We start from the raw sequence: 11,230 nt of genomic DNA on the forward strand, positions 1-11,230 counted from the left end.
TCACGCACCGCGGTGACCTGCCCACCCCAAGACAGCTCCACCGAGAGCAGGAGGTCGAAGGCGTCGGGTTCGAAGGAAGGTGCTCACGCCCGGGGTTCTGTCAGAAAACGGTGTTTTGAGGTTCTTGAACCACTCTGGTTCGGCGGCGGTTGAGCACCCCGATGAGAGCGGCAAGGTCGGCGGCACCGGCCGGGTCATCCGCGTAGCGGGTGGTCTGGAGGGGACCGACCTCAGGAAGGACGATGCCCTCCCGGGCCAGAACATGGACCAAAGTCAACAGCGCGGCGCGGGCATTGCCATCGGTGAAGGGGTGGAAGAACGCCACATCGAGGTAGGCGCGGGCCGCGCGGGCCGCCAGCGGGATGTCCGAGTCGTTTGTCTCGCGCAGGCAGGAAGCGAAATCGGCTTGGGTCCGCCGGGTCAGGCCGTAGCGCTCGCGGCCAGCTTTCGCGTAGGCGTCGCTCATGCGGAACGGTGCCTCCGTTGCAGCAAGGACTTCGCGCTGCCAACCGGCCAGCAGGGCGAAGTCCAGCGGGGCACGACGTGCGGCATCTTCCAGGGACAAGGCGTGTGCGGCGAGCAGGCGTTCGGCGCGAATCGGGTCGCGCAGACGGACCGGTCCCTCGCACCAGGATCGGAACCCGTCGCAGCCGGGTGGGACCCGTCGCAGGGCCGGTGCATATTGCCAGTCGACCTCGCGGCGCACGTGCAGCCAGACTGAAAGGCTGTCAGTAGCGGTCATGGAGATCCTCCAGCGCCGCCCTCTCATGGTGCTCCTGGTAAGGAGCGTGGCCGGTGAGGCCGACCGCGAGGTCCTCGCCGACGGATTCGATCAGCGTCCGCTCTGGGTGGACCCAGCTCTTGAACCGGCCACCGATCGCACGTTCCACCGCTAGCTCGGCCTCGGCCCGGTCCATGCCGGTGCTGGTGAGGAACCAGCCCAGGACGATGGAGGCCTGGCCGCGCCAGGCGTTGTCCGCGCCCGAGTCCAGCGCGTGGGTCACGAGCCGGACGCAGGCCCGTTCCAGGTGCCAGCTGCGATCCTCGGGTGAGGCGTCCGGCGGTGGCGCCAGCTCGGCGAAGCGCCGGGCCGTCCGCTCCAGCCACTCCCGCCACTCCAGCAGCGCGGCCACGACACGTTCTGCGGTCTCGTCGGGGGTCGTCACCGAGCTCGGCCCGCTGACCCAGTTGCCGATGGGCCCGCCGTCGCGATAGCACCAGCTCCATCCCCAGGCCCAGGTGCCGTATCGCTCCCGAAGGACTGCATCCACCTGGCTCTCACACCAACGTTCACCCTGCCACCAGCCGGCCATGCCGGAGAGCACGGGCGGCACCCACTCGCGGACCAGCGAGCGGAGACGAGCGTCTTCGGCCTCATCCCAGGCGAACGGATGACGAGCCGGGTCGAATTCATCCCAGTTCCGAATGTCCGCGGAGGTGACGCGAGGCACGCGGTTGTCGGGGACGGGCAGGGTGTCACGGTTGTACGTCAGGGCTGGCCACTCTTCCTGTTCGATGTGATCGACGTACCAGTCTCGGCTCGAAGCCCATGCCATCGCGAACGGTTTTCGGACCCCACCCCGTGCGGCCATCCGTGCAGACCCTTCCCCCATCCGCCCACCCCGACGCCAGGCCGTCCGCGCGGCCGTCGACCGAGAACGCACCGCACCCGGTCGGAGGCCGGGAGTCACCGCGGTCGTCCCGTGTCACCCCGCGGCTGCGGCCGTTCACGGACGAGTGAACTCCCCGCCGCTCCCCCGCGCACCGGTGGCCGCCGACACCAGCAGGGGCCGCATGACCACCACGTACCCCCGAGCCGAACGGGCCGCCCGGGCCCGCGCGGCCGAAGCCCAGCTCGCCGCCCACGCAATCGACGGGGTGGTGTTCGGCTGGGTCGACGACGCCGGACTCACCCGGGTGACGTTTCGCCGATGGCCCGCGTCGTGCTCGTCCGCCTCCGCGACGAGGCCCGCACCGCCAGGCCCGCTGTGGAGGCCCGGCTCGCCCTCGGCCTGCCCGCCGACGCGGCCTTCGCACCGCAATCGCACTGATCCCGGCCGTCGACGCCACCAAGACGGTCGGACTGATCAGCCTGCCCGGCGCGATGACCAGCCTCATCCTGGCCGGGGTGGATCCGCTGACCGCCATCCGCTACCAGATCGTCGTGATGTACATACTCCTCGCGGCGGCGGCCCTCGCCGCCCTGACCGCCGCCCGGCTCGCCGAACGCGCCCTGTTCGACGACGCTCACCGCCTGTACGTCGCCGCCGAATCCGGCTGGCTCACCGTCCTCGACAACCGCGACCGCCACCTGACCGTCACCAGCCGCGCCCGCCTCGCCGACGGCGCCCACGTCGTCACCGTCGACCCCGCCAGCCACCGCGGCTACTACCCGCTCCCCCACGGCTCCGACGGCCACCCGGCGCTCGTCGCCTACCAGCCGTCCCAGTGAACCGGGGCATCCGGTACCGGCTCGCCACGGACGGTGATTGAAGGCGGTCAGGTACGCACATACAGTGTCGCCGCCCTCAGCCGACTGTGACGGCGGAATCGCCGAAGGTCACCACCCGCCATCCGCACAGCGGCTCTGCCCTCCATCCCCAAGGGGCTGCCATGACAATGCTGCTGGTCCAGGGTTCGTACCAGGTGCTCAACTTCCAGCCGGACGGCGACACCGTCGCCTTCAAGCCAACCAACCCGAAGGCCTTCGACGAGCTCGACGGCTGTCCGGTCAAACTCGACAGCAAGAACATCGTCCGCCTGCGGCTCGAAGCCATCGACGCCCTGGAAACGCACTACAGCCGCACCGGCCCGGCCGTCCACCAGCCGCTGGAGTTCGCCCACAAGGCCGCCGAGGAGTTGCTCTCCTTCCTCGGCTTCACCGGCGTCCGACACAACGGCGAGACCGTCACCGCCGCCACGCCGAAGGAGGCGCCGGGCTTCATCCTCACCCAGGGTGCCGACAAGTTCGGCCGCTGCGTCGCGCTGATCGGCGCGGGCGCGCCTCCGGCCGCCGACGGCACCCAGGTCAACGTCGACGTGGCGCTGCTGCGCACCACCGCCAACCACCACATGCTCGCCACCGGGCTGGCCTACCCCACCTTCTACAAGAAGTTCCTCCCCGAGCTGCGCGCCGAGATGGCCGCCGTCGCCCAGCAGGCCCGCACCTCCGGCCTCGGGCTCTGGCCGTCGGACGTCACCACCGCCCCCGACGGGGCGGTCATCACCGGGTTGCCCTCCCTCACCGGTGACGTCGTGATCCTGCCGAAGCTGTTCCGACGGTTGGTGGACCACTTCAACCTGGTGGAGCCCTCGCTCAACGGCTTCCCCACCTTCCTGGCCGGCGGCGGGGACGAGCTCGTGATCGAGCCCGCCGGCACCCCCGAGCTGAGCCTCAAACCGCTGGTCGAAATCGTCAACGGCGGCACGGCGGTCCGGATGACCACCTCGCCCGAGGACATCGTCTTCACCGAAGGCTGAGGAGCCCCCGCCATGACCGACGCCACCGACTTCCTCGCCCTGTCCGAACTCCTCACCGGGGAAACGGACCTGGACGAACAGCTCGCCGAGGCCTACCGGGGCCGGCTCTCCACCGCCTACCCGCAGGACCTGCCCGCCCTGCTCACCGCCTACCGTGCCGCCGTCGCCCAGGGCAACCCGCTCGGCGCGCTGACCTCCGCCGTCAACGCCGACCCCAAGCTGGCCCGGATCACCCGGGAGACCGTCACGGTCTGGTACACGGCGCAGTTCCTCAAGCCGGACGACACACCCGACGCTCCCGCCACACCGCAGCAGTACCAGGCGGGCCTGATCTGGCAGGTCATCAAGGCCCACCCGCTCGCCACCGCCCCCGTGCCCCCGGCCGCCAGCGGCTACGGCTACTGGACCCAGCACCCCTGAGCCGAGGAGACCACCCCCGTGAACGACCCCGTGGACCCGAACGCCCCCTACGACGTGGTGATCGTCGGCGCCGGTGTGGCCGGCGCCCTCACCGCCTGCCGGCTCAAGGCCACCAGGCCCGGCGCCCGCATCCTCCTCCTGGAGGCCGGCAACAACCCCACCACCGCCGCCGAGCGCGCCGCCTTCGTCGACGCCTACCAGACCTCCCCCACCAAGTCCGTCCCCTCTCCGTACGCTGAACTGCCCAATAACAAACGGAAGTTCGCCCCCTCCTCGGACGGCGTCCCCGACTTCACCGTCATGAACCAGTACTACGACGAGGACGTCGAACTGGACGTCTTCGCCAGCGGCTTCCAGCGCATGACGGGCGGCAGCACCTGGGCCTGGCGCGGCAACACCCCACGCTTCGTCCCCAACGACTTCCAGCTCAGGACGAAGTACGACGTCGGCGTCGACTGGCCCTTCGGCTACGACGAGCTGGAGCCCTACTACGCCCAGGCCGAGAACGAGCTCGGCATCTCCGGCAACGCCAACGAGTGGGTCGGCATCACCCCACGCAGCGGCGACTACCCGATGCCCGGCATGGCCCCCAGCTACGGCGACGAGCTGGTCCGCACCGCGCTGTCGACGATCAGGCCGATCGACGGCATCCCGGTGAAGATCGTCACCACCCCGCAGGCCCGCAACTCCCAGCCCTACCACGGCCGCAGCGCCTGCCAGGGAAACTCCAGCTGCATCCCGGTCTGCCCCAGCGGCGCCAAGTACGACGCCTCCTTCCACGTCAACAAGGCCCGCGACGAACTCGGCGTCGAACTCCGGACGGCGAGCGTGGCCAACCGGATCGTCCCGCCGGCAGGTGACGGCCAGCCGTACACCGTGGCGTACCTCGACTGGACCATCGCCGACCCCGCCCAACGGCAGAAGGAGGTCACCGCCGATCACGTCGTCCTGGCGCTGAACGCCATCGAGACGCCCAAGCTCTGGCTGCTCTCCGGCCTGGACAACAGCAGCGACCAGGTCGGCCGCAACCTCATGGACCACCACTCCGCCGAGATGGTCGGCCTGTTCGGCCGGCCCGTGTACCCCTTCCGCGGGCCGCAGTCCGCGCTCGGCGTCGACACCTTCCGCGACGGCGCCTTCCGCAAGAACAACGGTGCCTTCCGGATGACCATCGGCAACGACGGCTGGGGGCGCAGCGGCTCCCCCGAGAAGACCCTGCAGAGCTTCCTGTGGGACGACGCCACCAAGAAGGTGAAGCTCCTCGGCAAGCCGCTGCAGCAGGCCGTCGCCGACAAGGTCACCCGGATGCTGCGGATCAGCGTCTCCACCGAGCAGCTCCCCCACCGGGACAACCGGGTCACGCTCTCCGACCAGACGGACAACCTCGGCGTCCGCCGGCCGAAGATCACCTACAAGCTCGACAACTACTCCAAGGCCGCCCTCGCCTACGGCCACAGCGTCTCGCGCCGGATCTGGCAGCACCTGGAGGACACCGCCGGCGCCACCCAGATCGCCCCACTGCAGCCGACCCTGAAGTACAACGGCGCGGGCCACCCCATGGGCACCATGCGCATGGGGGGCGACAAGGCCACGGCCGTCGTCGACGCCTGGGGCAACTCCCACGACCACCCCGGCATCTGGGTCGTCGGCTCCTCCGTCTTCCCCACCGGCGGCACCGCCAACCCCACCCTCACCATCGCCGCCCTCACCCTCCGCACCGCGGACGCCCTCGCCGCAGCGCTCTGAACCGCCCGGACACCACGGCGTGGCCCGGCTCCCCGCAGCCGACCACCACGCCGTGTTCGCGGCCCCGACAGCTCCGCGGCACCGTCGTCAGCCGTCCTCCCGGCGGGTCAGGGGCGACGCCAGGCGGAGGTTCCAGCGAGCGGTGCGCCCGGTCAGTTCGGTGCCGGAGAGCGGCGGTACGTCGAGCCGCCAGAAGGCCTGCTCGGGCGCGCCGAGGACGTGGAGGGCGGCGGCCCGGATCACGTCCGGTTCGGCGACGACGAGCAGACGCCCGGCCGACTCGCTGGCCTCGTCGAGCCACCGCGCCACCCGGGCGCACAACTGCCGTACGGATTCGCCGCCGTGCGGGGCGGCGGCAGGATCGGTGAGCCAGGCCAGCACCGCCTCGGGCTCCTCCGCGGACAGTTCGTCGAGGGTCCGGCCGCGCCAGCGGCCCATCGCGCAGCCGCGCAGCGCCGGGGCGACCTCGGCGGCGGCGAGCCCGAGCGCGTCGGCGGTCTGGCGGCACCGGGTGGACGGCGAGACCAGGACACGGTCGACGCCTGGGAGAGCGGATGCGGCCGCGCAGGCGGAGCGCAGACCGCCCTCGTCCAGCGGGCCGTCGTCGTCGAACCGGGCCTGCCGCAGAGCGGTCCCGATCGCGGGAGAGATGAAGATCACCCGAACCGTCACACGCGTTCCCTTCGTACACCTGCCATCCCCGGGCCCGTGCGCGTCTTCGCGCCGGGGCGCGCCTGATCCGCCGCACACCGAGTCGGAGCGCCGGTGTGAGCCCTTGGCGGAATCCGCGTATGCCGCTACGGTCTCCCCGACCGAATGAAGACGACGGCGAGACGGAAGTCCGGTGGGAATCCGGCACGGTCGCGCCACTGTATGCCGACGGTCGGCCGCCTCACGCAGCGGCGGGTACGTCGGCAAGTCAGACCCGATGGCCGTCGTCCGAGCCCCACCGTACGGGACGCGTGTTTCCCCCAGGAGGTTCCGCCATGGCCCAGTCCGTCGTCTCCCCCAGCCTGCCCGCCACCGGGTCCGCTCCGGCCTCGCTGCCGCTGCGCGCGATCCTGCCGTGGGCGGCCTTCATCGGCACCCTGATGCTGGTCCTGCTCTACTTCGTCGGCGCCGAGCAGGGCGCCACCTCGGTCTTCTCCGGCGCGGCCGTGCACGAGTGGGTGCACGACGGCCGGCACCTGCTCGGCTTCCCCTGCCACTGAGCGGAGCCGACGCACCCATGAACAACTCCACCACCCCTGCCGCCGCCATGCCGGCCGCGACCGTCAGAAGACTGCTGGCCCGCGGCATGGTCGCGGGCCTGATCGCCGGTCTGCTGGCCTTCGCCGTCGCCTACCTCGTCGGCGAGGGCCCGGTCTCGGACAGCATCGCGCTGGAGCACTCCGCTTCGGCTCCCGCCGCCCACCACGACCACGACCACGGCACCGCGGAGGCGGCCGCCCCCGACCAGAACGGCGGCGACGAGGAGGACCTGGTCAGCCGGACCCTCCAGTCCACCGCGGGCCTGGCCACCGGCGTCCTGGTGTACGGCGTGGCGCTCGGCGGCATCGGCTCGCTGGCGTTCTGCTTCGCCCTCGGGCGGATCGGCCGGCTCAGCCCCCGGGCGACCGCCGCGCTGGTCGCGGCGGGCGCCTTCACCACCGTCTACCTCGTGCCGTTCCTCAAGTACCCGGCCACCCCGCCGGCGGTCGGCAATCCGGACACCGTCGGGCAGCGCACCACGCTGTTCTTCCTCATGATCGCGCTCAGCGTGCTGCTGGGCGTCGCCGCCGTGATCGTCGGCCGACGCCTCGCTCCGCGCCTGGGTACCTGGAACGCCACCGTCGCGGCGGGCGCGTGCTACGTCGCGGTGATGGCGGTGCTGTTCGCCGTCCTGCCGGACAACGGCGACGCGGTGAAGGAGTCCTTCCCGTCGGCGCTGCTGTGGGACTTCCGCCTCGCCTCGATCGGCATCCAGGCCGCCCTCTGGACCGCCTTCGGGCTGCTCTTCGGCGCCCTGGCCCAGCGACTCCTGGTCCCGCCGACCGCTGCCGCAGCGACCACGGAGCCGGTCCCGGCCACTGCGGCCTGATCACCACGCAGCAACAGCTCGACCCCGCTGAAGGCGCGCCGGCGGGGTCGACTGCTTTCCAGAACCGGTTCACGTCGGCTCAGGGACTCCAGCCGGGCGAGACGACTCCTCCGGGGCGTGCTGCCCTGACCGACCTCGATCCGCGTGGTGTAACCATGGTCACATAACCTGTCTCGTTGGAGGTTTGCGATGCGACGCCGTTCCCTGTTGCGCACCCTGGCGATGGCCGCCCCGGCTGCAGCCCTCACCGGTGGCGCGGCCTCGGCCGCTGCGGCGGACGAAGGGCACGGCCACGGTGAGCCGCTGGCGCCGGTGACCACGACGGAGGCTGACTGGCAGCCGGTTGCCGAGCTACTCGGCCGAACCGGCACGCTGTCGGGCGGCACCGTCTACCGGGCGGCCTTCCCCCGCCGCGACCTCTCGCTGACCTCGTACGGGGTGAGGATCGAGCCGGGCCTGTCGCTCGGCTCCTATGCCGCGTTCGCCCGCTACCCGGACGGCCGGGCCATGGTGATGGGCGACCTGGTCGTGCTGGAGACCGAGCTGCAGCAGGTCACCGACGCGCTGCACGCCAACGACCTGGACCAGAGCGCCATCCACAAGCACCTGCTGGCCCACGATCCGGCGGTGTGGTGGACGCACTTCCACGCCGTCGGCGACGCGGAGGAGATCGCCGAGGGCTTCCGGGCCACGCTGGACGCGACCGCAACCCCGCCACCGGCCCCGACCTCCCCGGCGCCGGCCGTCGACCTGGACACCGCGGGCATCGACGCCGCCTTCGACACCGCCGGCAGGAACGACGGCGGGATCTACAAGTTCTCCTTCGCCCGCGACGAGCGGATCACCCTGCACGCCCGGGTGGCACCACCGGCGATGGGCGTGACCACCGCGATCGGCTTCCAGCCGGTCGGCGGCGGCCGCGCGGCGATCAACGGCGACTTCGCCATGACGGCGCACGAGGTCCAGGACGTCATCACGGCCCTGCGGGCGGGTGGCATCCAGGTCGTCGAACTGCACAACCACGGCCTGGACGACGACCCGCGCCTGTTCTACCTGCACTTCTGGGCGGTCGCCGACGGCGTCGAGCTGGCCCGAACACTGGCCGCCGCCGTCGCCGCGACCCGCGTGCACCCCGCCTGAACCACCCGCGTACGGACGGGCTGCACGGCGGGGAGGCCGACGCCGGTCGGCTTCGCCGCCGTGCTCCACCACGTCCACGGTTCACCAAGCACCGCAACAACCCGCAGATCAAGGCATTCGTCACGGGGGAGACCGCCGCTGCCGGCGGAGCCCTGTCCGGCGCGGTCGCCGACGCGCCCGACGCGCGGCGCCCCACAGACCCTGCTCCCATGGCGGACCATCAGGTCACCGAGACCGCCCGTACGCCTTCAGAGGAGCAGCCGATGACCACGACCCTCGCCTCCGACTCGACCTTCAGCCACCTCCACATCCTGCTCACCACCGCCGTCACGGCCGTCCTCGCGGCGGCCGCCGCCTTCTGGCGGCTGCCGCGAGGCGCATGGTCGGACCTTGCCGCTATCACGTTGCTCTCCGGCGCCTCGGTCTTCCTCTTCCGCGACTCGGCGAACATGCCCCAGCTCAACAACGACGGCCTGCCTGGCTTCTCCGCCAACGACTGGCTCGCCCCCGTCCTCACCTACGTCTTCCTCGGCGTCTACGCCCAGCTGCGCACGCCCGCCGACCCCAGGCGCTACGGGCAGGCCCGCGCCCTGGCCACGATCGCCTCGCTCGCGGTCAACGTCGTGACGATCTGATCCCGGGAACCGGCAGCGGCGCAGCGGGCGGTGTTCAGGACAGGGCGCGGTCGCGCCGCTCGAGCCACTGTCGCCCGAGGAACGCGGCGTCGAGGTGTGCGACCGGGCCTGCCGCCGCGACGACGGGCCCGACCTTCGTGCCGAGCCGCAGATGGACGGCGAGTCCACCGGCGGCGAGCGGCAGGGCAACGATCCGCAGGCCGCGGTGGCCGCCCGGGGGTCGGTTCACACGGGGTCCTGGCGCGCGGCGGGCCGGACGGCCGTGACGTAGCGCATCCACGGGCGCAGGTCGCCGACCCCGACCACGGTGAATCCGGCGTCCCGCACCAGGCCGTCCAGCCGCTCGATCGGGTTGCGCTCCATGGCCGGTCCGGCGGCGGCGCCGACGAGGTGGCGTCCGATCCGGCTCTCGGGAGGGCGGAAGTCGGCGACCAGCAGCCGCCCGCCCGGCCGGCAGACCCGGTACATCTCCGCCAGTGCCTGCGGCCTCACCCCGGCGGGCAGGTGATGGATCATCAGGCTGGTGACGACCACGTCGAAGGAGGCGTCCGGAGCAGCCAGTTCCTCCGCGATGCCGCGCTCGAAGGTGCAGCCGGACAGGTCGGCGGCGAGGCGCCGGGCGTGGTCGACGACCCGGTCGGATGGGTCGACGCCGAGGGCCGTGCCGTCGGGTGCGACGGCGGTCGCCATCCGCCGGGTCAGATAGCCGGTACCGCAGCCCACGTCGAGCACCCGGTCGCCGGGGCCGGCGCCGCTGAGGGCGGCGAGCCGGGTGAACACCCGGTCGCGGCGGCCGCCGAAGGCGACGGTGGTGAACAGTTCGTAGCCGCGGCCGCAGCCGATGGCCGTGCCGTCGGTGTCGTGCTGGGGGTCTCCGTGCAGCAGGCGTCCGAGCGCCACCTCTCGCTCCTTACTTAGTTCCGACTAAGCAGTCCCGAGCTTAGTCACGGCTAAGTTCTTCGGCAAGAGAACCCCTAGGATGATCAGGTGACCGAGCCCGACCCCACCGAGACCCGACCCGCCGGCCGACGCCGGACCCGCCTGAGCGCGGACGAGCGGCGCGCCACGATCCTGGCTGCCGCCACCGAGGTCTTCGCCGAACACGGCTACCAGCGCGGCAAGGTCTCCGAAGTGGCCGCCCGCATCGGCGTCACCGAGCCGGTGGTCTTCCAGAACTTCAAGTCGAAGGCCGGGCTCTTCACCGCCGTCGTGGCGCGCGCGGCTGACCGCGTCTGCACCGAACTGGGCAAGGCCGCCGGCTCCGGCGTCCCGGTGTCCGTCCTGCTCACCGAGCTCACCTCACTCGAGCACCTCGACCAGCTGCACGCACGAGGGGCGATCGGCGTCCTGTTTGCCGACTCGGTCGCGGCCACCGCCGAACCATCCGTCGCCGAAGCCGGACAGGCGGCCGTACGCCGGATCGCCGAGGCCCTCGCCGCCCTGCTCCGCCAGGGCCAGGCCGGCGGAGAGCTCCGCGCCGACACCGACCCCGACGCGGCGGCCTGGCTGCTGATCTCACTGATCTCCGCACGACCGCTTCGTCTCGCCGCCCTGCCCGACGCCTCCCGGGCTCACATCGAACGCGAACTCGCCGTCATGGCATCACAATTGATCGCACCGCACGCCGACTGAAGGACCGCCTCGAACTGCGCGCCGCCGAGGGCGCCCGCCCGGTGATCCGGCTGCTCGACTGGTACAGCAACCGGCCGGACGCGCTGAACGTCCGGGG

At 71.7% G+C, this 11,230-nt stretch carries 14 protein-coding genes and 1 riboswitch; of the genes, 9 read left to right on the forward strand and 5 right to left on the reverse strand.

Annotated elements, in window-relative coordinates; translation table 11 throughout:
• Positions 1–100 precede the first annotated feature (100 nt).
• Both ABZW03_RS11260 and ABZW03_RS11265 read right to left on the reverse strand, forming a co-directional pair.
• Complete coding sequence (locus ABZW03_RS11260; protein WP_355254982.1) at positions 101–742, reverse strand: Fic family protein; 642 nt, start codon at positions 740–742, stop codon at positions 101–103.
• A complete protein-coding gene (locus ABZW03_RS11265) occupies positions 729–1,556 on the reverse strand; it encodes a hypothetical protein (RefSeq protein WP_355254985.1) in 828 nt (275 codons plus the stop codon). Before ABZW03_RS11265 ends, ABZW03_RS11260 begins: the two co-directional genes overlap by 14 nt.
• A gap of 494 nt (positions 1,557–2,050) precedes the next feature.
• On the opposite strand from ABZW03_RS11265, the gene ABZW03_RS11270 reads away from it, so the two are divergent.
• The 4 genes from ABZW03_RS11270 to ABZW03_RS11285 all read left to right on the forward strand — a co-directional run bounded on the left by ABZW03_RS11270 (position 2,051) and on the right by ABZW03_RS11285 (position 5,646).
• The gene (locus ABZW03_RS11270; protein ID WP_355255018.1) at positions 2,051–2,452 is read left to right on the forward strand and encodes an ABC transporter permease; all 402 of its coding nucleotides are present in this window, start codon (positions 2,051–2,053) and stop codon (positions 2,450–2,452) included.
• Positions 2,453–2,613: 161 nt separating this feature from the next.
• Positions 2,614–3,480, forward strand: coding sequence for a thermonuclease family protein (locus ABZW03_RS11275; RefSeq protein WP_355254988.1), 867 nt, complete (start codon positions 2,614–2,616; stop codon positions 3,478–3,480).
• Between the two features lie 12 nt (positions 3,481–3,492).
• Positions 3,493–3,900: a sugar dehydrogenase complex small subunit gene (locus ABZW03_RS11280; RefSeq protein ID WP_355254991.1), complete on the forward strand. Its 408-nt coding sequence runs from the start codon at positions 3,493–3,495 to the stop codon at positions 3,898–3,900.
• 18 nt (positions 3,901–3,918) lie between these two features.
• Positions 3,919–5,646, forward strand: a complete 1,728-nt coding sequence (locus ABZW03_RS11285) for a GMC family oxidoreductase (protein ID WP_355254994.1) — start codon at positions 3,919–3,921, stop codon at positions 5,644–5,646.
• Positions 5,647–5,733: 87 nt separating this feature from the next.
• On the opposite strand, the gene ABZW03_RS11290 is transcribed toward ABZW03_RS11285, so the two are convergent.
• Positions 5,734–6,318: a histidine phosphatase family protein gene (locus tag ABZW03_RS11290; protein WP_355254997.1), complete on the reverse strand. Its 585-nt coding sequence runs from the start codon at positions 6,316–6,318 to the stop codon at positions 5,734–5,736.
• Positions 6,319–6,481: 163 nt separating this feature from the next.
• A riboswitch (cobalamin riboswitch) is annotated at positions 6,482–6,571 on the forward strand.
• Between the two features lie 61 nt (positions 6,572–6,632).
• Between ABZW03_RS11290 and ABZW03_RS11295 the strand changes: the two genes are divergently transcribed.
• The 4 genes from ABZW03_RS11295 (at position 6,633) to ABZW03_RS11310 (ending at position 9,501) form a co-directional block, all read left to right on the forward strand.
• Positions 6,633–6,857 (forward strand): CbtB-domain containing protein, encoded by a 225-nt coding sequence (locus ABZW03_RS11295; RefSeq protein ID WP_355255000.1) that lies wholly within the window; start codon positions 6,633–6,635, stop codon positions 6,855–6,857.
• Between the two features lie 47 nt (positions 6,858–6,904).
• A complete protein-coding gene (locus ABZW03_RS11300; protein WP_355255021.1) occupies positions 6,905–7,726 on the forward strand; it encodes a CbtA family protein in 822 nt (273 codons plus the stop codon).
• A 189-nt stretch (positions 7,727–7,915) separates the two neighbouring features.
• Positions 7,916–8,866 carry a DUF1259 domain-containing protein gene (locus ABZW03_RS11305; RefSeq protein WP_355255003.1) on the forward strand — a complete coding sequence of 317 codons (951 nt, stop codon included), beginning with the start codon at positions 7,916–7,918 and terminating at the stop codon, positions 8,864–8,866.
• 209 nt (positions 8,867–9,075) lie between these two features.
• Positions 9,076–9,501 carry a hypothetical protein gene (locus tag ABZW03_RS11310; RefSeq protein WP_355255006.1) on the forward strand — a complete coding sequence of 142 codons (426 nt, stop codon included), beginning with the start codon at positions 9,076–9,078 and terminating at the stop codon, positions 9,499–9,501.
• Between the two features lie 34 nt (positions 9,502–9,535).
• Here ABZW03_RS11310 and ABZW03_RS11315 read toward each other — a convergent pair whose 3' ends face one another.
• Positions 9,536–9,730, reverse strand: coding sequence for a hypothetical protein (locus ABZW03_RS11315; RefSeq protein WP_355255009.1), 195 nt, complete (start codon positions 9,728–9,730; stop codon positions 9,536–9,538).
• Positions 9,727–10,401, reverse strand: a complete 675-nt coding sequence (locus tag ABZW03_RS11320) for a methyltransferase domain-containing protein (protein WP_355255012.1) — start codon at positions 10,399–10,401, stop codon at positions 9,727–9,729. The genes ABZW03_RS11315 and ABZW03_RS11320 overlap by 4 nt, the downstream gene beginning before the upstream one ends.
• 87 nt (positions 10,402–10,488) lie before the next feature.
• Here ABZW03_RS11320 and ABZW03_RS11325 point away from each other — a divergent pair, with 87 nt between their 5' ends.
• Positions 10,489–11,133, forward strand: coding sequence for a TetR/AcrR family transcriptional regulator (locus tag ABZW03_RS11325; protein WP_355255015.1), 645 nt, complete (start codon positions 10,489–10,491; stop codon positions 11,131–11,133).
• The last annotated feature ends 97 nt before the right edge of the window (positions 11,134–11,230 follow it).

Source organism: Kitasatospora sp. NPDC004799 (genome assembly GCF_040609095.1).
Lineage (GTDB): Bacteria > Actinomycetota > Actinomycetes > Streptomycetales > Streptomycetaceae > Kitasatospora.